This is a genomic window from Pseudomonas sp. LBUM1645 (genome assembly GCF_059716185.1).
In genome coordinates this window covers 5,685,128-5,705,129 of record NZ_CP166811.1, presented here as the reverse complement: position 1 = coordinate 5,705,129, position 20,002 = coordinate 5,685,128, and the positions used below count along the sequence as shown (strand labels likewise).

The 20,002-nt window shown below is 58.7% G+C and carries 18 protein-coding genes, 3 tRNA genes and 1 pseudogene; 8 read left to right on the top strand and 14 right to left on the bottom strand.

Features of this window, described 5'->3' with window-relative positions; translation table 11 throughout:
- Nucleotides 1–182 precede the first annotated feature (182 nt).
- The 3 genes from ACA079_RS25885 to ACA079_RS25875 all read left to right on the top strand — a co-directional run bounded on the left by ACA079_RS25885 (nucleotide 183) and on the right by ACA079_RS25875 (nucleotide 2,241).
- Nucleotides 183–917, top strand: a complete 735-nt coding sequence (locus ACA079_RS25885; protein WP_283183243.1) for a tRNA-uridine aminocarboxypropyltransferase — start codon at nucleotides 183–185, stop codon at nucleotides 915–917.
- Nucleotides 918–1,150: 233 nt separating this feature from the next.
- Entirely contained in the window at nucleotides 1,151–1,798 is a 648-nt protein-coding gene (erdR, locus tag ACA079_RS25880; RefSeq protein ID WP_046046272.1) for a response regulator transcription factor ErdR, read from the top strand.
- Between the two features lie 80 nt (nucleotides 1,799–1,878).
- A complete protein-coding gene (locus tag ACA079_RS25875) occupies nucleotides 1,879–2,241 on the top strand; it encodes a diacylglycerol kinase (RefSeq protein ID WP_008010143.1) in 363 nt (120 codons plus the stop codon).
- On the opposite strand, the gene ACA079_RS25870 is transcribed toward ACA079_RS25875, so the two are convergent.
- Complete coding sequence (locus tag ACA079_RS25870) at nucleotides 2,238–3,164, bottom strand: LysR family transcriptional regulator (protein WP_008153977.1); 927 nt, start codon at nucleotides 3,162–3,164, stop codon at nucleotides 2,238–2,240. The genes ACA079_RS25875 and ACA079_RS25870 overlap by 4 nt on opposite strands.
- A 149-nt stretch (nucleotides 3,165–3,313) precedes the next feature.
- On the opposite strand from ACA079_RS25870, the gene fpr reads away from it, so the two are divergent.
- Nucleotides 3,314–4,093 (top strand): ferredoxin-NADP reductase, encoded by a 780-nt coding sequence (gene fpr / locus ACA079_RS25865; protein ID WP_003443014.1) that lies wholly within the window; start codon nucleotides 3,314–3,316, stop codon nucleotides 4,091–4,093.
- 169 nt (nucleotides 4,094–4,262) lie between these two features.
- Here the strand turns inward: fpr and tsaA are convergent, their stop codons facing one another.
- From tsaA to rimO, 6 genes are all read right to left on the bottom strand, one after another.
- Nucleotides 4,263–4,964, bottom strand: a complete 702-nt coding sequence (gene tsaA, locus ACA079_RS25860; RefSeq protein WP_497704380.1) for a tRNA (N6-threonylcarbamoyladenosine(37)-N6)-methyltransferase TrmO — start codon at nucleotides 4,962–4,964, stop codon at nucleotides 4,263–4,265.
- A 184-nt stretch (nucleotides 4,965–5,148) separates the two neighbouring features.
- Nucleotides 5,149–5,919, bottom strand: a complete 771-nt coding sequence (locus tag ACA079_RS25855; protein WP_497701428.1) for an SDR family oxidoreductase — start codon at nucleotides 5,917–5,919, stop codon at nucleotides 5,149–5,151.
- Between the two features lie 216 nt (nucleotides 5,920–6,135).
- Nucleotides 6,136–6,606 (bottom strand): YehS family protein, encoded by a 471-nt coding sequence (locus tag ACA079_RS25850; protein ID WP_497701427.1) that lies wholly within the window; start codon nucleotides 6,604–6,606, stop codon nucleotides 6,136–6,138.
- 75 nt (nucleotides 6,607–6,681) lie between these two features.
- A complete protein-coding gene (locus tag ACA079_RS25845) occupies nucleotides 6,682–7,392 on the bottom strand; it encodes an rRNA pseudouridine synthase (protein ID WP_497701426.1) in 711 nt (236 codons plus the stop codon).
- A 191-nt stretch (nucleotides 7,393–7,583) separates the two neighbouring features.
- Nucleotides 7,584–8,057, bottom strand: a complete 474-nt coding sequence (locus tag ACA079_RS25840) for a GNAT family N-acetyltransferase (RefSeq protein WP_497701425.1) — start codon at nucleotides 8,055–8,057, stop codon at nucleotides 7,584–7,586.
- Between the two features lie 112 nt (nucleotides 8,058–8,169).
- Nucleotides 8,170–9,507 (bottom strand): 30S ribosomal protein S12 methylthiotransferase RimO, encoded by a 1,338-nt coding sequence (gene rimO, locus ACA079_RS25835; protein ID WP_008153968.1) that lies wholly within the window; start codon nucleotides 9,505–9,507, stop codon nucleotides 8,170–8,172.
- A gap of 290 nt (nucleotides 9,508–9,797) precedes the next feature.
- Between rimO and ACA079_RS25830 the strand changes: the two genes are divergently transcribed.
- A complete protein-coding gene (locus ACA079_RS25830) occupies nucleotides 9,798–11,699 on the top strand; it encodes a potassium transporter Kup (protein WP_497701424.1) in 1,902 nt (633 codons plus the stop codon).
- An 87-nt stretch (nucleotides 11,700–11,786) separates the two neighbouring features.
- Here the strand turns inward: ACA079_RS25830 and ACA079_RS25825 are convergent.
- A pseudogene (locus ACA079_RS25825) lies at nucleotides 11,787–11,867 on the bottom strand (DUF3077 domain-containing protein); the annotation flags it as partial.
- Between the two features lie 153 nt (nucleotides 11,868–12,020).
- On the opposite strand from ACA079_RS25825, the gene ACA079_RS25820 reads away from it, so the two are divergent.
- On the top strand, nucleotides 12,021–12,311 hold the full coding sequence (locus ACA079_RS25820; protein WP_056739231.1) for a Phd-YefM: 291 nt from the start codon (nucleotides 12,021–12,023) through the stop codon (nucleotides 12,309–12,311).
- An 11-nt stretch (nucleotides 12,312–12,322) separates the two neighbouring features.
- On the top strand, nucleotides 12,323–12,610 hold the full coding sequence (locus ACA079_RS25815) for a type II toxin-antitoxin system RelE family toxin (protein ID WP_447788580.1): 288 nt from the start codon (nucleotides 12,323–12,325) through the stop codon (nucleotides 12,608–12,610).
- 58 nt (nucleotides 12,611–12,668) lie between these two features.
- On the opposite strand, the gene ACA079_RS25810 is transcribed toward ACA079_RS25815, so the two are convergent.
- From ACA079_RS25810 to ACA079_RS25790, 5 genes are all read right to left on the bottom strand, one after another.
- Nucleotides 12,669–13,964 (bottom strand): virulence factor family protein, encoded by a 1,296-nt coding sequence (locus ACA079_RS25810; RefSeq protein ID WP_497701423.1) that lies wholly within the window; start codon nucleotides 13,962–13,964, stop codon nucleotides 12,669–12,671.
- Complete coding sequence (mprF, locus tag ACA079_RS25805) at nucleotides 13,964–16,606, bottom strand: bifunctional lysylphosphatidylglycerol flippase/synthetase MprF (RefSeq protein WP_497701422.1); 2,643 nt, start codon at nucleotides 16,604–16,606, stop codon at nucleotides 13,964–13,966. The genes ACA079_RS25810 and mprF overlap by 1 nt, the downstream gene beginning before the upstream one ends.
- A gap of 278 nt (nucleotides 16,607–16,884) precedes the next feature.
- Nucleotides 16,885–16,961, bottom strand: a tRNA-Met gene (locus ACA079_RS25800).
- Nucleotides 16,962–17,192: 231 nt separating this feature from the next.
- Nucleotides 17,193–17,269 (bottom strand) — tRNA-Met (locus tag ACA079_RS25795).
- Between the two features lie 231 nt (nucleotides 17,270–17,500).
- Nucleotides 17,501–17,577: transfer RNA gene (locus tag ACA079_RS25790), tRNA-Met, on the bottom strand.
- A gap of 301 nt (nucleotides 17,578–17,878) precedes the next feature.
- Between ACA079_RS25790 and dinB the strand changes: the two genes are divergently transcribed.
- Nucleotides 17,879–18,940, top strand: a complete 1,062-nt coding sequence (gene dinB, locus ACA079_RS25785; protein WP_056739239.1) for a DNA polymerase IV — start codon at nucleotides 17,879–17,881, stop codon at nucleotides 18,938–18,940.
- A gap of 84 nt (nucleotides 18,941–19,024) precedes the next feature.
- On the opposite strand, the gene ACA079_RS25780 is transcribed toward dinB, so the two are convergent.
- Nucleotides 19,025–19,987 (bottom strand): hypothetical protein, encoded by a 963-nt coding sequence (locus ACA079_RS25780; RefSeq protein ID WP_497701421.1) that lies wholly within the window; start codon nucleotides 19,985–19,987, stop codon nucleotides 19,025–19,027.
- Between the last annotated feature and the right edge of the window lie 15 nt (nucleotides 19,988–20,002).

Here is a 20,002-nt window from a genome sequence, read left to right as displayed (position 1 = left end):
TCCTGGTTCAGTGACTGGTGGTTCGACCCGTCACATGACTGTGCGTTCAGTGGCGGCGAATTATAGGGGCTGAGGCCTGGACGGTACAGGCTTGCGCCGGCTGCTCTGATAAACTGCCGGCACTTTCTGCCCTGCCGAGTGTTTTTCGTGTCGATTTTCTTCCCCTGCCGGCGTTGCCTGCGATGAACCCTGCAACCCCACGCTTTGCTGCAAACGCAGTAGCCCGCTTGCGCGATGAGCGAGAGGAAGAGGGCATCAAGCCGATTCAGGCCCGAGGTTGGAGGGCACCGCGTTGCCGAGCCTGCCGCGTGATCGAGAGCCATTGCCTGTGCGCCTGGCGCCCGCAGGTCGAGGCCCGTTCTGGCGTGTGTCTGATCATGACCAACAAGGAAGTGTTCAAGCCGAGCAACACCGGTTGGCTGATCGCCGATGTGGTGCGCGACAACCATGCGTTCATCTGGTCGCGTACGGAAGTTGATGAGCAATTGCTGGCGCTGCTGGCAGACCCGCAATGGCAGCCCTATCTGGTGTTTCCGGGTGAGTACGTCGAACCCGAGCGTGTCACAAACAGCGTTGATGCCGATAGTTCGAAGCGTCCGCTGTTCATTCTGCTGGATGCCACCTGGACAGAAGCCCGGAAGATTTTCCGCAAAAGCCCCTACTTTGATCGGCTTCCGATTCTGAGCCTGTTGCCCGAGAAGTTGTCGCGGTACCGGTTGCGCCGATCGACCCGCAGTGAGCATTTGTGCACGGCCGAAGTGGCGGCGTTGTGTCTCGATCTGGCGGGTGATACCGAGGCGGCGTCGGCGCTGGACGCTTATTTCGACGTGTTCAGCCAACATTACCTTGATGCCAAACATCAGCTTGAAATGAATGTTTCAACACCGGCACACGCCGAGCTGATGCCTTTTGTGTAAATCGGCGCCCCTGTCACGCGCTGATTGTCGCCCATACTGCAAAGAACTGTACTGGCCATGCACCTTGACCACCCCGACTTCGCTGGGCATGCTTGGCGCCGATTAGGGCGCGGCCAAGTTTGATACGCCGTATTCTTTACGTGGATAGCCACGTGATTGGCGTTGAACGTGCCCTGTTGGTACAGCTCCGTGGCTGTACCTCGAGTTGTTTGAAAAACAGGATCATTTGAAAAATGGCCACATACGAAATCCTGATTGCCGATGACCACCCTCTTTTTCGTAGCGCCCTGCATCAAGCGTTGACCCTGGGCCTGGGCCCGGAAGTCCGTCTGGTGGAAGTGGCAAGCATTGCCGAGCTGGAAACCCGTCTGGACGAAAAGTCCGACTGGGATCTGGTGTTGCTGGACCTGAACATGCCGGGGGCCTACGGTTTTTCAGGGCTGGTGCTGTTGCGCGGCCAGTATCCGCAGATTCCGGTGGTCATGGTGTCGGCCCAGGAAGAAGCCTCGATCATGGTCAAGTCCCGTGAATTCGGCGCCAGCGGCTTCATCCCCAAGTCCAGTGATCTGAGCGTCATCCAGAAAGCCGTACGCGCGGTGCTCGATGGCGATGTGTTCTGGCCACCCCAGGCGTTCGAGGCAGTCAGCGTTTCCGCCGAAGCCAAGGCCGCCAGCGAAGGTCTTGCTAGCCTGACGCCTCAGCAGTTTCGTGTGCTGACCATGGTCTGTGAAGGCTTGTTGAATAAGCAGATTGCCTACGAGCTGAGCGTTTCCGAAGCGACGATCAAGGCCCACGTGACGGCGATTTTTCGCAAGCTGAATGTGCGGACCCGGACTCAGGCGGCGTTGCTTCTGCAACAACTTGAGTCAATTTCGAGCTAATAAGGCGCGGCGCGTTCACGCTTTTTTGACTGTGCTTAATCTAGCCTTCCCACTTCATTTTTTGGTCAGTTGCCTACTTTATGTCACCTTTCAAAGGCCAAACCGGCCTAAAACGCATCCTCAACGCCTCCGGTTATTCGCTGGACGGTTTGCGCGCAGCCTTCACCGGTGAAGCGGCCTTTCGGCAACTGGTGTTGCTCAACGTCATATTGATCCCGCTGTCGTTCTTCTTGAACGTCAGCCGCGTCGAGCAGGCGTTGTTGATTGCAGTATGTCTGCTGGCGTTGATTGTCGAATTGCTCAATTCGGCAGTGGAAGCGGCCATCGACCGCATTTCCCTTGAATTGCACCCATTGTCCAAAAACGCCAAGGACATGGGCAGCGCAGCTCAGTTCGTAGCCTTGAGCATGATTGCGCTGGTCTGGGCAGTCATCCTGCTTTAAGCAATGGTGGGCAGCACGATCTCGTCGCTGCGCTGAACCCCAGCGGTGAAAGCGCGGCACAGATCGAGGAATTCACGCATCGCCGACGTCTGATATTTCTGTTTGTGCCAGATGAAATAGAACTGCCGCGCCAGATCCAGATCCGGCGTCTCCACCGGCACCAGGCTGCCGCGGCGGAATGCATCGCGCAGTGCCAGGCGAGAAATGCAGCCAATCCCCAATCCGGACTCCACCGCACGCTTGATCGCTTCGGTGTGTTCCAGTTCCAGTCGGATATTCAGTGAGCTGCGATGGTGGCGCATGGCCTGGTCAAAGGTCAGGCGCGTGCCAGAGCCCTGTTCACGCAGAATCCAGGCCTCGTGGGTCAGCTCTTCCATGGTCGCCGTGCCGCGCTTGGCCAGTGGGTGCTGGGGCGCGCAGAACACCACCAGCTCATCCTCGACCCAACTCTGCACTTCGATGTCCGGATGGCTGCAGTCACCTTCGATTAGACCCAGATCAATTTCATAGTGGGCGACCTGCTGCACAATGTTGGCAGTGTTCTGCACGTGCAGCTTCACCTGGCTTTCCGGATGGCGCTGCATGAAGCTGCCGATCAGCAAGGTGGCCAGGTAATTGCCGATGGTCAGGGTCGCGCCGACCGCCAGAGAGCCGAATCCCGACTTGCCATTGAGCAAGTCTTCGATTTCTTTGGACTGGTCGAGCAGCGCCACCGCTTGCGGCAACAGCTGTTTGCCGAGGGCGTTGAGGCTCAGCCGTTTGCCGGCGCGGTCGAACAGCTGACAGCTGGACTGACGCTCTAGCTCGGTGATCGAGGTGCTCGCCGCCGATTGCGAGAGGTTGAGCAGACCCGCAGCACGGGATACGCTTTCCTGCTGGGCGACGGCGACGAATACTTGAAGTTGACGGAGAGTAAATCGCATATCGATATAACCGATAACCCTTATCTTAATAATCCAGTTAACAGATATTGTCGCTGCCATTAGAATGCGATGCAATTGCGCACAGCAGCTCATTTTTGCAGAGCAGGCGCAGAGCACGCGCAGACAAAATCTCCAGGAGTCCCACGTACATGAGCAACATGAACCACGAGCGTGTCCTCAGTGTTCATCACTGGAACGACACTCTGTTCAGCTTCAAGTGCACCCGAGATCCGGGCCTGCGCTTCGAGAACGGTCAGTTCGTGATGATCGGCCTGCAACAGCCCAACGGCCGGCCGCTCATGCGCGCTTACTCGATTGCCAGCCCGAACTGGGAAGAGCATCTCGAGTTCTTCAGCATCAAGGTGCCTGATGGCCCGTTGACTTCCCAGCTGCAGCATTTGAAGGAAGGCGACGAGATCATCATCAGCAAGAAGCCTACCGGCACGCTGGTGCTGGATGACTTGAAGCCTGGCAAACATTTGTACCTGCTCAGCACCGGTACCGGTCTGGCGCCGTTCATGAGCGTCATCCAGGACCCGGAAACCTACGAGCGTTTCGAAAAAGTGATCCTGTGCCACGGCGTACGTTACGTCAACGAAGTCGCTTACCGCGAGTTCATCACCGAGCATTTGCCGCAGAACGAGTTCTTCGGCGAGGCCTTGCGTGACAAGTTGATCTACTACCCGACCGTGACCCGCGAGCCGTTCGAAAACGAAGGTCGCCTGACCGACCTGATGCGCAGCGGCAAGCTGTTCAGCGACATCGGTCTGCCACCGATCAACCCGCAAGACGACCGCGCCATGCTGTGCGGCAGCCCGAGCATGCTCGACGAGACCAGCGAAGTGTTGAACAGCTTCGGCCTGAAAGTGTCGCCGCGGATGCGCGAGCCGGGTGATTACCTGATCGAGCGTGCGTTCGTCGAGAAGTAAGCACACCGCATCACTGAAAAGCCCCCATTGCCTGTGCAGGCAATGGGGGCTTTTTTATGCCTGACACAATCCCTGTAGGAGCTGTCGAGTGAAACGAGGCTGCGATCTTTTGATTTTGACTTTTAAAAACAAGATCAAAAGATCGCAGCCTCGTTTCACTCGACAGCTCCTACAAATTGGAGGCGGGGATGACTTCCAGAACGCAGATCGAATCTGGCGTCGGGTAATGCCAGCGCACGTCCAGGTCCCAGAACTGTGCACCGTATTCCCGTTCGGGTGTAGGCATCTGGTACGCCGGACGTGGGTCTTGTGCGAGGCATTGCTCGATCAGCTCCACCAGCGGTTCTTCAAGGCGCTGAGCATGGCCGTGAGCCTGTTGCAGCGCTGAGTCCGTCCACTGCACGGGAATCAGCTGCGGCGCAGCGCTGGCGATGCTGTTGGAGGCTGTATCGATGATGTCGGCGTAAGGCACGTAGGGTTTGATATCGAGAATCGGCGTCCCGTCCAGCAGGTCGATGCCGGATATCCACAGCCGATTGGCCTCAACCTTGTCCAGCTTCACCACGGATTGGCCGATGCCATTGGGCCGATGCGTCGCGCGGGTGGCGAACACGCCCATGGATTTGTTACCGCCGAGACGAGGAGGGCGGACTTTCAGGCGTGGCTTTTCTTCCAGTGCCTGGTGAAACAGGAACAGCAGCCACACATGGCTGACCTGTTCCAGACCTTGCACCGCATCGCCCTGATCGAACGGCGCCACCAGTTCCAGTACGCCGCGAGCGGCCGGAGCCAGTTGTGGCTGGCGCGGGATGGCGAACTTCTCCTTGAAGCAGGAGCGCACAAAGCCGATAGGGGAAACGCTGTAGGTCATGGTCTGGGGTCGAGGCGGGGTGAGGGCGGGCATGATAACCCGATCGACCTCAGGACCGGTGGCGCCCATGAGTCCGCCATCGCGAGCAAGCTCGCTCCCACAGGGTTCTCCGGCGAACACAAAATTGGTGTACGACATAAAACCTGTGGGAGCGAGCTTGCTCGCGATGGCCGCACCGCCGATCTTAGAGACTGAACCCGCCATCCAGCGGAATGATATTCCCGGTCATATAAGCCCCAGCCGTACTCGCCAGACTGATCGCCAGCGCCGCCATCTCTTCCTCCCGGCCCCAGCGTTTCATTGGGATCAACGCCGTATCGTCGGCCAACGCCTGCTCATCATTGCCGATGTGCTGAGTCATCTTGCTCGGAAAACGCCCCGGTGCGATGACGTTGACGTTGATGTGCTGGCTCACCAGTTCCCGCGCCAGAATCCGCGACAGTTGATGCAGGGCAGCTTTACTCGGTCCGTAGGCATAAGCCTGTTCACCAAAGGAAGAAATCCCCGCCACCGAGCCGATATTGATAATTCGCGCCGGATTCGCTGCCGAACCGGCCTTACGCAGCAGTGGCAAAAACTGCTGTATGCAGTTAAACACCGAGGTCACGTTCAGCTGCATGACCTTTTCCCAGCCCTTGACCGGGTAGCTCTCCAGCGGCGCGCCCCACGTGGTGCCGGCGTTGTTCACCAGAATATCCAGATGAGTGATCTGCTCGCCCAGTTGCGTAGCCAATTTAAGTACGCCTTCTTCGGTGGCCAGGTTGGCCGCCACTCCGTGGCAACGACCGAATGCGCTCAATTCATCAGCCGTTTGCTGACAGGCGTCGGCATCCCGGGCACACACGTACACAGTGGCGCCGGCCTCGACATAAGCCTTGGCGATCATTTTGCCGATACCACGGGTGCCGCCGGTCACCAGAGCGGTGCGGCCTTGCAAGGAAAAGTACGGGTGCATGGCGAATCCTGAGAGCTGAGGGTCAATACACCCTAGTCGTCAGCCGCCGGAAGCGGAGCCACTATTTTTGCGAGGAATGAGGGTCTATACAGCCTTGTAGGAGCTGTCGAGTGCAACGAGGCTGCGATCTTTTGATCTTGTTTTTTAAAATCAAAGTCAAAAGATCGCAGCCTCGTTGCTCTCGACAGCTCCTACACAGTAGATCCGTCTCGCACGTTATTGCGGGCGCACGCGCAGGGTCAGGCCCTTGAGGAAGTTACGCAGCAACTGGTCGCCGCACGGACGGTAGTTGGTGTGGCCGAACTTACGGAACAGCGCGCTCAGCTCAGGCTTGGACACCGGGAACTCGGAGGCCTTGAGGATGGCGTGCATGTCGTCTTCTTTCAGTTCGAAAGCCACACGCAGTTTCTTCAGGATGATGTTGTTAGTCACCGGCGTTTCGATCGGCTGCGGCGGACGGCTTTCGTCCTTGCCGCGCTTGAAGATCACCAGGCCATCGAGGAAATGCGCAATGACTTCATCCGGGCAGCGTACGAAGCCTTCCTCGTCTTCCTCTTTCTTGTCGAGGTACGTCACCAGGTCTTCCAGGGCCACGTCCATGCCGCCGAGCTTGATGATCTCGATGACTTTCTTGTCGCTGATGTCGAGCATGTAGCGCACGCTGCGCAGTACGTCGTTATGAATCATGGTGTGCAGTCCTGATATTCAGCAGTGGGCGCCGCATAAACAGCGGCGCCAAAATGTGTGGCGGCGTGAAAAGTCTTAGAACTTCTCTTTGCCGGACAGGTAACGCCATTGGCCCAGCGGCACTTTGCCGATGGACACGCCGCCAATGCGGATGCGGCGGATGGCGACGACCTTCAGGCCTACGGCCTGGCAGAACAGGGCGATGACGCCCGGTTGTGGGTTCTTCATCGCAAAACGCAGGCGGTTTTCGTTCTGCCAGCTGGCTTTGACCGGCGGCAGTTCCTTGCCCTTGTAGGTCAGGCCGTGGTTCAGGCGGTTGAGGCCGTGAGCCACCATGTCGCCTTCAACTTCGACCACATACTCTTGCTCGATCTTGGCGGAGTCGGCAGTGAGTTTGCGCAGGATCTTCCAGTCCTGGGTGAACACCAAAAGACCGCTGGCGTTGGCCTGCAGGTCGGTACTGGCGGTCAGGCGCAGGAAGTGGCCCTTGAGCGGACGTTTGCTGAAGCGGTGTTCTTCGCTCAAGGTTTCGGCGCTGATCGTTGCCATGGCCGTTTCCGCATCCATGCCCACGGGCACGTTCAGCAGGATGGTCACCGGTTCCGGCGCAGTGGCCTTGGCCTCCGGGTCGAGCTCGACTTTCTGGTCCTCGACCTTGAACTGCGGCTCGTCGATGACTTCACCGTCCACGGTGACCCAGCCGCCCTCGATGAACAGCTCAGCCTCCCGACGGGAACAGCCGACGAGTTCGATGAGGCGTTTGGAGAGACGAATCGGGTCAGTCATGACAGGGCCGTAACAAAAAAGGGGTGGGCATTGTACCTGCCTGGCGCCGGTTAATCCCGGCTCCATTTGCCGCATGTGCTTTTAATGTGGGAGCGAGCTTGCTCGCGATAGCGGAGGATCAGTCAGCAGTACTGTCGACTGACACACCGCTTTCGCGAGCAAGCTCGCTCCCACAAGGGTTTCATGTTGTGTCAGCCATTGCGTGTCAATTGTTGTGTCTGGCGCAATCGCATGTGCAGCAGTGGATAAGGCTGGCCCATGCCATCGACTTCCGAGCGACCGATCACCTCGAAGCCCTGTTTGAAGTAGAACCCCAGCGCCTGCGGGTTCTGTTCGTTGACGTCCAGTTCATCGGCATTCAAGTGTTCCATGGCGTAGCGTAGCAACTGCTTGCCCAAGCCCTGACCGCGGTGAGCCGGGTCGATGAAGAGCATTTCGATCTTGCCCGCCGCGACCCCGGCGAACCCGGTGATGCGCTGGCGCGGGTCTTTCGTGCAGATCAGCATCACCGCATCGAGGTAGCGCGTCAGCACCAGGTTCTTCAGCAGTTCGATGTAGCTGTCCGGCAGAAAGTCATGAGTGGCGCGCACCGAGGCCTCCCAGACCTGAGTGAGTTCTTCGTAGTCGCTCTGTTTCGGCGTGTGGATGACCGAATGTTGGCGCATGGCCGGCTGCCCCTTTTCCTATGAATGTCGAGAATCCTTTCCTCACAAAACGATAGACGTAAAAAAGCCCCGCATCTCGTCAAGAGAGCAGGGCTTTTCGTATTTTTTGCGTTTAGATCTGTTCAGCCCACAGGTCGTATTCGTCGGCGTCGGTCACTTTGCACCAGACTTTATCGCCTGGTTTCAGGTTGCTGCCGTTGTCGATGAACACATTGCCGTCGATTTCCGGGGCATCGAAGAAGCAGCGGCCAACCGCGCCTTGCTCGTCGACTTCATCGACCAATACTTCGATTTCACGGCCAACGCGCATTTGCAGACGAGCCGAGCTGATGGCCTGCTGGTGCGCCATGAAGCGATCCCAGCGGTCTTGCTTGACGTCGTCCGGCACGATTGCCGCGTCCAGCAGGTTGGCCGGTGCGCCTTCGACTGGCGAGTACTGGAAGCAGCCGACGCGATCGAGTTGAGCTTCAGTCAACCAGTTCAGCAGGTACTGGAAGTCTTCTTCGGTTTCGCCAGGGAAGCCGACGATGAAGGTCGAACGGATGATCAGGTCCGGGCAGATTTCGCGCCAGTTCTTGATGCGGGCCAGGGTCTTGTCTTCGAAGGCCGGGCGTTTCATGGCTTTCAGGATTTTCGGGCTGGCGTGCTGGAACGGGATGTCCAGGTACGGCAGGATTTTCCCGGCGGCCATCAGCGGAATCAGCTCGTCGACGTGCGGGTACGGGTAAACATAGTGCAGACGAACCCAGACGCCGAGGGTGCTCAGGGCTTCACAGAGTTCGGTCATGCGGGTTTTCACCGGCGCGCCGTTCCAGAAACCGGTGCGGTATTTCACGTCGACGCCGTAGGCGCTGGTGTCTTGCGAGATCACCAACAGCTCTTTGACGCCGGCCTTGACCAGGCGCTGGGCTTCGTCGAGCACGTCGCCGACCGGGCGGCTGACCAGTTTGCCGCGCATCGACGGGATGATGCAGAAGCTGCAGCTGTGGTTGCAGCCTTCGGAAATCTTCAGGTAGGCGTAGTGGCGCGGGGTCAGCTTGATGCCTTGCGGCGGCACCAGGTCGATCAACGGGTTGTGATCCTGACGCGGCGGCACGGCGTCGTGCACGGCGTTGACCACTTGCTCGTATTGTTGCGGACCGGTCACGGCCAACACGCTTGGGTGCACCTTGCGAATGTTGCCTTCTTCGACGCCCATGCAGCCGGTCACGATGACCTTGCCGTTTTCCTTGATGGCTTCGCCGATCACTTCCAGAGACTCAGCCTTGGCCGAGTCGATGAAGCCGCAGGTGTTGACCACCACGACATCGGCGTCCTCGTAAGTGGACACAACGTCATAGCCTTCCATGCGCAGCTGGGTAAGGATGCGCTCGGAGTCGACCAGTGCTTTGGGGCAACCCAGGGATACGAAGCCAACCTTTGGATTGGCCGGCGCAGGAGTGGTGGACATGTCTAACCTCGGTATTTGTGACGCCTCCAGCCGAAGACGGCAAGGCGACAGACGGGGCGCTATGTTGCGCCTCTGGTCAAAAAGTGCGCAATTCTAGCGATGAGAGGCGCACTTGACCAGCTTTATGCAGGGAAATACGACGAGTGCTGCGCTATGCTTCGCGCCTTTAGGCTTTACCGATTTTTTACAGTCAATGAAACGTCTGTAACGTGATGTAAAACAGCGCATGCTGCACGGCAAAGCATAGTGCTTCTTCCAAAGAAGTCCGGTCTGGGTAGTAGGAGTGGTGGATGGGTCAGGCAAGTAGTCAGGCGGCAGGCGCCGAGCATTCGGCGGCAAAGCCTATCGGCATGCTGGTCGCGGCGGTCGGGGTGGTTTATGGCGATATCGGCACGAGCCCGCTGTACACCCTCAAAGAAGTGTTTTCCGGTGGCTATGGCGTGCCCGTCAATCATGACGGGGTGCTGGGGATTCTGGCGCTGATTTTCTGGTCGCTGATCTGGGTTGTGTCGATCAAGTACATGATGTTCGTCCTGCGCGCCGACAACCAGGGCGAAGGCGGGATCATGGCCTTGACCGCCCTGGCTCGGCGGGCGGCGGCCGGGCATCCGAAGTTGAGGGGGTTCCTGGTGGTCTGTGGGCTGATCGGCGCGGCGCTGTTCTATGGCGACAGCATGATCACGCCGGCGATCTCTGTGCTCTCGGCGATTGAAGGCCTGGGACTGGCTTTCGAGGGTATCGACCATTGGGTGGTGCCACTGTCGCTGATCGTGCTGGTGGCGCTGTTCCTGATCCAGAGTCACGGTACCGCGCGCATCGGCATTCTGTTCGGGCCAATCATGGTGACTTGGTTTGTGGTGTTGGGGGCGCTGGGTGTCTACGGCATCATGCAGCATCCGGAAGTGTTGAAAGCGATGAACCCGGTGTGGGGCGTGCGCTTCTTCATTGTGCACCCGGGCATGGGCGTGGCGATTCTCGGCGCGGTAGTGCTGGCATTGACCGGTGCCGAAGCGCTGTACGCCGACATGGGCCACTTCGGTCGCAAGCCGATTGCCCGTGCGTGGTTCATTCTGGTGCTGCCGGCGCTGGTGCTGAATTACTTCGGCCAAGGGGCGCTGCTGCTCGGTGATCCGGAAGCCGCGCGCAACCCGTTCTACTTGTTGGCACCGAGCTGGGCGCTGATTCCGTTGGTGGGGTTGTCGACCCTGGCCACGGTCATTGCTTCTCAGGCGGTGATTTCCGGTGCGTTCTCCCTGACTCGTCAGGCGATTCAGCTCGGCTACATTCCGCGCATGCACATTCAGCACACCTCCAGTGCCGAGCAGGGGCAGATCTACATCGGCGCGGTGAACTGGGCGCTGATGGTTGGCGTAATCCTGTTGGTGCTGGGCTTCGAGTCCTCCGGCGCGCTGGCCTCGGCTTACGGCGTGGCCGTGACAGGCACGATGCTGATGACCACCGTCCTGGTGTCGGCGGTGATATTGCTGCTGTGGAAATGGCCTCCGATCCTCGCGGTTCCGCTGTTACTCGGTTTCCTCTTGGTAGACGGTCTGTACTTTGCGGCCAACGTGCCGAAAATCATTCAGGGCGGGGCGTTCCCGGTGATTGCCGGTATCGTGCTGTTTGTGCTGATGACCACCTGGAAACGCGGCAAGCAATTGCTGGTCGATCGCCTCGACGAGGGTGGCTTGCCGCTACCGATCTTCATCAGCAGCATCGCCGTGCAACCGCCGCATCGCGTTCAGGGCACCGCCGTGTTTCTGACCGCGCGCCCAGACGCCGTGCCTCATGCGTTGTTGCACAACCTGCTGCATAACCAGGTGCTGCACGAGCAAGTGGTGCTGCTGACGGTGGTATACGAAGACATCCCGCGGGTGCCGGCATCACGGCGTTTCGAGGTTGAATCCCACGGCGAAGGCTTCTTCCGGGTGATCCTGCACTTTGGCTTCGTCGACGAGCCGGACGTGCCGCAAGCGCTGAAGCTGTGTCATCTCGATGACCTGGACTTCAGCCCGATGCGCACCACCTACTTCCTCAGCCGCGAGACGGTCATCGCCTCCAAACTCGAAGGCATGGCCCGCTGGCGTGAGGCGCTGTTCGCCTTCATGTTGCAGAACGCCAACGGCAATTTGCGCTTCTTCAATCTGCCGCTGAACCGGGTGATTGAACTGGGGACGCAGGTAGAGATGTAAGCAACATCAAAAAGCCCCCGTTGCCATTGCGGTAGCGGGGGCTTTTTTATGTCTGGTGTCTCGGCGCCTTTTATTGCGCTCAGGCTGCTATTTTTTAGATTCGGCCTTTGTCCGAGCAGGTGGCGGCGTCAGTACCTTCACCACATCATCAATCACGGCCTTGCTCAGAGGATTTACAAATTGTTCGGTTCATTTTTGTAAGCGTGAAACACGCAGGTTGATCAGTTCGCGTTTTTTGCTGCTTGCCGTATGTCGAATTCGACGCAATACTCTGCGTAGAACTGTGTGTTCAAATTTGCATGATTGCGTAGAGAGGTGAGTATGACGGCATTACTGGAGCGTGCTGACCAAGCGATATCGGTGACCGCAATGGTCAGGGGGTTCAGTGCAAGGCTCAAAGAGATTTCCAGCCGAGCCACCGAGCGGCTGGTCATTTTCAAGGACAATCAGCCAGCAGCGGTCATTATCAATGTCGATGCTTATCAGGAAATGCTCGATGAACTTGAAGATCTGAGGGTTGAAGCAGCCGCTCGGGAGCGACTGATCGGTTTTGATCAGAACAAGGCAGTCAGCCACGACGATATGCGGGCGCGGTACGCCAGGAAAGACTAAAGGAGCTGTGGATGGTTTGGGGCGTTATCTATCATCCGGAGGTTCAGAAGGATCTGGATCTGCTGGGAGCTGTAGCGGCGAACCGCATTCTTGATGTCATCGAAGAGCGGATTATCAATGGTGAGCCGGACAAGAGCGGCAAGCCCCTAAGAGCCAGTCTTGCAGGCTGTAGACGGATCCGAACAGGCGACACGCGAATTGTTTATCGAGTCGATGGCAAGGCGATTCAGGTATTGATCGTTGCCGTTGGTGCTCGACGTGACGAAGAGGTCTACGACGCGGCAGAGCGTCGTATCTAACCAAAAAAGCCCTCGCAACCTTATGGCAGCGAGGGCTTTTTTTGTGGGCGGACTCAGATCACTCCTGAGCCGCCGTCTCCTTCGCTTGACGCTTCTCGATCACATCAACCAACCGCTGCGCCAGTTTCGGATAGTTCTCATCGAAGTGGTGACCACCCGGCAGTTTCATCGCCTCACCAACCGCAGTCTTGTCGGTGCAGCCGCTCTCGTCGACTTCTTCTTCACCGTAGATGCACACCACTTTTTCCGGCGGCAGCTTGGCCATTTCCGGGCCGGTGGCGGCTTCTTTGCCGGCGTTGCCGAGCCAGCCTTCGACTTCGATTTCGAAGCTGCCGGTGCGGGCGAAGGCCAGCAGGATGATCGCGTCGACCCGTTGCTGTTCCGATGGCTCCAGGCGGTTGTAGATGGCTGGCAGGACATCGGCGCCGAACGAGTAGCCGGTCAGGACGAAGCGCTTGGTGCCCCATTTCTGCCGGTAGTGCTGCATCAGTTCGGCGAGGTCCAGGGCGCTTTGCTCCGGGCTCTTGTGCTGCCAGTAGTAGCGCAGGGTGTCGATGCCGACGACCGGGTAGCCGATCTTGGCCATCTCGCCCGCTACGTCGCGGTCAAGGTCGCGCCAGCCGCCGTCACCGGACAGGAACAGGGTCACGGTGTCCTTGGCTTGGCCGGCGGGCACTTCGACTACCGGGATCTGCAAGCCGCCAGCGGCTTTATCGCCACCCACGAGGATCTTGCGCAGCTCGTTGTTCAGCACTTGCGGCAGGTTGATGTCGTAGTCGCTGATGCTGGTTTCGGCGTTGGGTTGATCGCGCACGAAGCCGGCGCTGGTGTCGTCCGGGTTGTCGTTCCAGGCCACCAGCCAGTGACCGTGGGCGGCGCTTTTCGGTAGCAGGTGCGTGCAGCCGGGTTTTTCCAGGGCCAGGTCGACGGAGACGGCCTGAGCCTTGTCGTCCTTCTGCTCGGACAACCAGCGCCACGCCAGCACGGCGCCGGGGCCGATGCCGCTGACCAGGGTCGCCGGGCCTTTGAGTTCTCTCAGGGCCGATTGCAGGGCGCGACTTTGTAGCAGGCAGTCTTTGGGCAGGATCACCTGAACAATCTGCGCCGAGCCGCTGCGGCTCAGGGTCATCAACTGTTTGTTGCTGAGCTTCTGGTCTTCATTGACCGCCACCAGCACCTGGGCGCGTGGTGTGTTGCCGGGGATGACACGGGTCATCGCGGCGCCATCGGCCGGCGTCAGCTGTTCTAGGGTCGGTTCGGGTGCCGGGCGTTTCAGGTACCAGTAACCGCCACCGAGAATCAGGGCCAGCACTACCAGTGTGGCCAGTACGTACCGCAAGGAGCGTTGAATCATCAGCGTTTCACCAATCCAGTCAAGCCGCCCGCAATCAGGGCAGCAGTGTCGGCCAGGGCAACCAGCGGATCGAGTCCGGCGGGCACGGCCATATAACGGGGTTCCCAGTCAGGCTGGAACTTGTCTTTGAAACGGCGCAAGCCTTGAAAGTTGTAGAGCTGCTCACCACGGCGAAAAACCATCGAGCCCAGACGCTGGGTCAGTGGTGCACCACGACGGGGTTGCAACCCCGACAACGGCACCATGCCCAGGCTGAAGCGCGCGTATCCATGATTTTTATAATGTTGAATCAGGCCGACCATCATGAACTCCATGGTCAGCTTGGGGGCATCCGGGTGCGCGCGCATCAGGTCGAGGCTGGCCAGTTCATGGCCATAAGTCTCGAGCAGGTTGGCGAACGCCACCGGGCGCCCTTCGAAACGAATCACCGCGACGCGGAAATGCTTGAGGTAATCATCGCTGAAACGGCCGAGCGAGAAGCCTTTCTCGCGCACGTTCTTGCCGGTCAGCCAGGCATCGGAAATCACCTTGAGCTCATCCATCGGCGCTTGCCCCGGATCAAAGATCTCCAGCGACAGGCCATCGCGAGTGCCACGGTTCCAGGTGTAGCGCAGGTCTTTCATCTCTTTGCCTTTGGCCTCGAGATCAAAGCGAAGCAGATCGACCCGGGCTTCTTCGCCGAGCTTGATCGCGGTCAGGCCGATGTCCATGTAGTACGGCAGGTTCTCGGCGCGTACCTGATAGAACACGGGGCGAGCGTGGTGGATGTCGCAGAGGTCGCGGAACTGCCAGATCATTTCCGCCCGTTGCTGGGTCGGGCCGATCGGGTCATACAAGGCCACCAGGCTGCGACCACGGCGGGCGTACATCAGGAACGCCTCGTCATTGGGGTGAAACAGCAGCGCCTTGTCACCGGTCAGGGCGAGGCCGCCATCCGGTTGTGCGGAGGCCATGAGGATCTTTACCGCGCGGCCCATTTCATCGGGCGTTGGCAGATGGATCACCGGGCGTGCAGTTCGCAGCAGCCAGGTCAGGGACACCACTACCAGCAACACGGCGGCGCCGAGCAGCGAGCGCAAGCCACGCGGGGCATCGGCGTCGAGGGTGAATTGCCACCAGAGCTGATGGCTGTACGGGACGTCCTGATAGGCGAACAGCAACAGCCAGATCGACGCACCGAGTACGCACAGGCTCGCCACCAGATACAGCGGCGAGAACGGCACCTCGGTCAGACGGCTGGGGCGATAGAACGAGCTGCGGAAAACCCCCAGCAAGCTCGCAGTCAGCGTCAGCAAGCAGGCTTCTTCCCAGTCGAAACCCTTGAGCAGAGAGAGCAGGGCAGCGACCAGCAACAAGATGGTGGTCAGCATCCAGGCGGCCGACAGTCGGCGGCGCAGCCCTTGAGCCAGCAGCAAGCAAAGCACGCCGATCAGGCTGGCACCGAAGTGCGAGGCGTCGACCAGTCGATGCGGGATCAGAAAACCGATGTGTTCCAGGCGTGTGTCGATTTCCGGGGTGGCGCCGGAGAACAGCAGCACCACGCCGGACAGAAACACCAGCACCGCCAGAATCGGCGCGGCCAGGCCGGACGCTACTCTTAAGGACTGACGCGATTGAAACAGGCGCTGACCTTCGTTGATCAGCAGGAATACGCAGGCCACCAGCAACGGCAGCACCACATAGATCAGGCGATAGAGCAGCAGGGCGGCAGCGAGTGGCGCGGCGCCGAGTGTGTTGGAGAAGGCAGCCAGCAGAATCGCTTCGAATACTCCGACCCCGCCGGGAACATGGCTGAGCACACCAGCGGCCAGTGCCAGCAGGTACACCAGCAGGAACGCGCCGAAGGGCGGTGCTTCCGGCAACAGCAGATAGAGCACAGTTGCCGCGGCGGCGACGTCCAGGGCCGTGATGATCAGTTGCAGGAACGTCAGGCGACGGCCCGGCAGGCGCACCGTGCGGCGTCCGATCTTGACCAGCAGGTTGTCCGGGTAAGGTTGCTCTGGCAGGCGACGGCGGTAGATGCCGATGGCCAGTACGCTGAAGAGCAGCAAGACGGCCGCGGCGATGGCGCCCAGCACTATCTCGGACAAACCCAGGGCGGCAGAGGCGCCAGGCAGGTTGCTGAGGGTGGCGAGGGCGGCCAGAGGGGGCAGGGCGCAGCCGAGCGAGAGGCTGGCGAACAGCGTCATGTGCGCGACTTCAGAAGCGCTCAGACCATGACGTGCATATAAACGGTATCGAACTGAGCCCCCCGAGAGCATCGAAAGGCCGATAGCATTGCCGATGGCGAATGCGGTGAACCCGCCCAGGGCCAGGATTCGCGGCGCCAGTGTCACGCCTGCGTAGCGGCTGGCCGACCATTCGTAGCCCAGCAGAATAATGAAGCCGACTACGGTCGCGCCCAACGCGCCCAATAATGCCGGTTTCGGAACGTCGAGAATCGAGTCGTGCAGAGCGTACAGATCGAGTTCGCTCAGCAGGTGGCGACAGGCAATCAGCGCGATAGCGAACAACAGCAAAGTGACTGCCAGGCCGATGGGCTGGCGGTATTTACTGATTCGATCCAGCAAGCGCAGACGCTCGGCCTTGATCGGTTGTGTCGCTGTGACGGTGTCTTGTGGATCAGACGAGTTGGCGCGCATCAATCACCTCTTGGATTGTGCGCGACAGGATGGGGGTATCCAGCCAAGTTACCAATCCCTGTAGAAAAAAATAATCACAAATATTAACGCCTCTCACCGGGCATCGGCGATGGTGCGTCATCAGTCGTAGAGGGTTCTGTCTGTGGCTCAGCATAGTCTGGGCTCAGAGCATGGGTGATCCCGAACGGCTCGCTACACAGTGGCAGATCATTGTTGCGAAAGGACTTTTTCAACAGATACAAAAAAGGCCACTCTTTCGAGTAGCCTTTTTTGATGTTTGGTTGCGGGAGCCGGATTTGAACCGACGACCTTCGGGTTATGAGCCCGACGAGCTACCAGACTGCTCCATCCCGCGTCTGTGTGGCGGCATTCTACAGGCGGACGCCGGAGTGTCAACCGTTAATCCGGAATAGGGTCAAATAAGCAGAAATGAGCGGCGAACGGTCGTGAGGGAGACCTAAGTTTCGGAATCAGAACGATTTCTCGTTTCTGCGCCGTCAGTCGTTACCCGCTCTTTTCTATCTCGTGTTCACAAAAGAGACGCGCACAAAAAAGGCCACTCTTTCGAGTAGCCTTTTTTGATGTTTGGTTGCGGGAGCCGGATTTGAACCGACGACCTTCGGGTTATGAGCCCGACGAGCTACCAGACTGCTCCATCCCGCGTCTGTGTGGCGGCATTCTACAGACGAACGCCGGAGTGTCTACCGTTAATCCTGAATAGGGTGAAATAAGCGTAAATAAGCGGCGAACGGTGGTGGGGGAGACTTAAGTTTCGGAATCAGAACGATTTTTCAATCCTGCACCGTCAGCCGTTACCCGCTCTTTTCTATCTCGTGTTTACAAAAGAGACGCGCACAAAAAAGGCCACTCTTTCGAGTAGCCTTTTTTGATGTTTGGTTGCGGGAGCCGGATTTGAACCGACGACCTTCGGGTTATGAGCCCGACGAGCTACCAGACTGCTCCATCCCGCGTCTGTGTGTCGGTATTCTACAGAGGAACGGTGGGCTGTCAACCTTCAATCCAGAGAAAACCTCTTCCCGTTCAATCGCTTAGCTTGAAAATAGGGCTGGCTGATTGGCTGTAAGGTCGGTGTGGCAAGGCTTTAAGCTCTATCGGGTGGAGCTTTTCGATTGAAAAAATAAATTCATTTGGCACTTTTCCTACGGGTGGAAAAGAACATTCAGAGTACTGGTGCTATATACAGGTGTCAGTGAGATACTGCCGATCTGACTCGCCAATACGCCATTTCTTCACCATGAACACTGCATTTATATGACGCAGCGAAAAATCATCCACGTCGATTGTGACTGCTTCTACGCCGCCATCGAGATGCGTGACGACCCGCGCCTGGCCGGGAAACCTCTGGCAGTGGGCGGTTCTGCGGATCGGCGTGGAGTGATCGCCACCTGCAATTATGAAGCGCGGGCTTATGGGGTGCGCTCGGCCATGTCTTCCGGACATGCCTTGAAGCTGTGCCCGGACCTGACCATCGTCAAGCCGCGCATGGAGGCCTATAGAGAAGCCTCTAAGGAAATTCACACGATCTTTCGCGATTACACCGACTTGATCGAGCCGCTTTCGCTGGATGAGGCCTACCTCGACGTGTCCGACAGTGCGCATTTCGGTGGCAGCGCCACGCGGATCGCCCAGGACATTCGCCGTCGCGTCTCTAATCAGCTGCACATCACTGTTTCGGCTGGCGTTGCGCCGAACAAGTTTCTGGCCAAGATCGCCAGCGACTGGAAGAAGCCCAACGGCTTGTTCGTCATTACGCCGGATCAGGTCGAGGATTTTGTCAGCGGTTTGCCGGTGAGCAAGCTGCACGGCGTTGGCAAAGTGACTGCAGACAAATTAGGCAGGCTCGGCATCGTCGATTGTTCGCATCTGCGCGAATGGGACAAGTTGGCGCTTGTGCGCGAATTCGGCAGCTTCGGCGAGCGACTCTGGAGCCTGGCCCGTGGGATCGATGACCGGTTGGTGCACAACGACAGTCGTCGCCAGTCGATCAGTGTCGAAAACACCTACGACGTCGACCTGCCGGATCTGGTGAGCTGTCTCGATAAATTGCCCGAGTTACTGGAAACCCTGGCCGGCCGCATGGCGCGAATCGACAGCAGCTATCGACCGGGCAAACCGTTCGTCAAAGTGAAATTCCATGACTTCACCCAGACCACTCTGGAGCAGGCCGGGGCAGGGCGGGATTTGGGGAGCTATCAGTTGTTGCTGACCCAGGCGTTCAATCGCGGCGGGAAACCGGTGCGGTTGCTGGGGATTGGGGTGCGGCTGGAGGATTTGCGGGGCGGGTTTGAGCAGATGGAGTTGTTTGAGCGTTGAGATCTGAAAGCAAAAGATCGCAGCCTTCGGCAGCTCCTACATTGGAATGCGTCCTCTGTAGGAGCTGCCGAAGGCTGCGATCTTTTAAGGGGCCTTATTCGGTCCCGGATCCGCTACCAGTCGCCCGGCATCCTTGGTCAATGACTTGAGGAATTCGGTCTGCAACTCGGGATCGTTGCGCGTCAGTTCGATCAGGCTTTGTTCCAGCTCGGTGGCTTCTTCTTCCAGACCCAGTTCCGACAAGCGTTTGACCCGGTGTACCCACTGGCTCACTTCGTCGTCTTCGAGGTCGTCGTAAATCAGCCCGTGAGCTTCGAGCAACTTGCCACGCAAGGAACTACTGACCGCCAGGGACGAATTGTTGTGCACATCGTCCTGAGCATCCTGGACACTGATCAGCAGCCGGCTCAAATGATTGATGTCATGTTCGGCGAACGGGCTGTCCAGCAGGTTCACGCGCAATACACCGTTTTTGTCGGTGCTCATCTCGAACGTTTCCTTGCCGGCCTTGACCTCAACCGGGCGCTCGCTCCATGGCAGGCTCGAGTATTCGGTGCGCTTGTCGAGCTGAACCTCGTCGATTCCCGCCAGGTTCTGTTGCGCACGACCATGAGACTGCACGTTCATGAACGGGTTGAGCCCGGCGAAACCGTAGCTCAGCCAGTCCTTGGTCACGCTGTCCGGCAGGTTGCCGAGGGCGAACACGTTGACCACGTTCGCACCGACACCGGCCACCACGGCCACCGCACCCAGCGGGATCTCGTAAGCCTCCCGCCAGGGTTGGTAAGGCGTGTAGCGGTCGTAGTGGCGTGTGACTTCGAATTCGGTGACTTCGAAAGTCTTCTGCTCGTGGATCTTCACCCGACGTTGCGGCAGCTCAAGCACCTTTGGCTCGCCGACATCAATCTGCAGGCTGTGATCGAGCAATTTACGCTCGACACGTTCCTCGTGCTCGCTGCGTTGTGACATGTGATTGGCACAGCCGCTGACCAGCAGGGTGCCGCACAGGGCGGCACCACCGAGGCCTAAGGTGTTTCGCTTGAACATGACTTCTCTATCTGG

Coding starts and splice junctions, on each gene's coding strand:
- ACA079_RS25845 (WP_497701426.1), bottom strand. CDS start 7,392: ATGACTGACCCGATTCGTCTCTCCAAACGCCTCATCGAACTCGTCGGC.
- ACA079_RS25830 (WP_497701424.1), top strand. CDS start 9,798: ATGGGTCAGGCAAGTAGTCAGGCGGCAGGCGCCGAGCATTCGGCGGCA.
- rimO (WP_008153968.1), bottom strand. CDS start 9,507: ATGTCCACCACTCCTGCGCCGGCCAATCCAAAGGTTGGCTTCGTATCC.
- ACA079_RS25840 (WP_497701425.1), bottom strand. CDS start 8,057: ATGCGCCAACATTCGGTCATCCACACGCCGAAACAGAGCGACTACGAA.
- ACA079_RS25780 (WP_497701421.1), bottom strand. CDS start 19,987: ATGTTCAAGCGAAACACCTTAGGCCTCGGTGGTGCCGCCCTGTGCGGC.
- ACA079_RS25815 (WP_447788580.1), top strand. CDS start 12,323: ATGGTTTGGGGCGTTATCTATCATCCGGAGGTTCAGAAGGATCTGGAT.
- mprF (WP_497701422.1), bottom strand. CDS start 16,606: ATGCGCGCCAACTCGTCTGATCCACAAGACACCGTCACAGCGACACAA.
- ACA079_RS25875 (WP_008010143.1), top strand. CDS start 1,879: ATGTCACCTTTCAAAGGCCAAACCGGCCTAAAACGCATCCTCAACGCC.
- ACA079_RS25850 (WP_497701427.1), bottom strand. CDS start 6,606: ATGATTCATAACGACGTACTGCGCAGCGTGCGCTACATGCTCGACATC.
- ACA079_RS25870 (WP_008153977.1), bottom strand. CDS start 3,164: ATGCGATTTACTCTCCGTCAACTTCAAGTATTCGTCGCCGTCGCCCAG.
- ACA079_RS25855 (WP_497701428.1), bottom strand. CDS start 5,919: ATGCACCCGTACTTTTCCTTGCAAGGCCGCACCGCTCTGGTGACCGGC.
- ACA079_RS25810 (WP_497701423.1), bottom strand. CDS start 13,964: ATGATTCAACGCTCCTTGCGGTACGTACTGGCCACACTGGTAGTGCTG.
- dinB (WP_056739239.1), top strand. CDS start 17,879: ATGACGCAGCGAAAAATCATCCACGTCGATTGTGACTGCTTCTACGCC.
- ACA079_RS25885 (WP_283183243.1), top strand. CDS start 183: ATGAACCCTGCAACCCCACGCTTTGCTGCAAACGCAGTAGCCCGCTTG.
- ACA079_RS25820 (WP_056739231.1), top strand. CDS start 12,021: ATGACGGCATTACTGGAGCGTGCTGACCAAGCGATATCGGTGACCGCA.
- fpr (WP_003443014.1), top strand. CDS start 3,314: ATGAGCAACATGAACCACGAGCGTGTCCTCAGTGTTCATCACTGGAAC.
- erdR (WP_046046272.1), top strand. CDS start 1,151: ATGGCCACATACGAAATCCTGATTGCCGATGACCACCCTCTTTTTCGT.
- tsaA (WP_497704380.1), bottom strand. CDS start 4,964: ATGACCTACAGCGTTTCCCCTATCGGCTTTGTGCGCTCCTGCTTCAAG.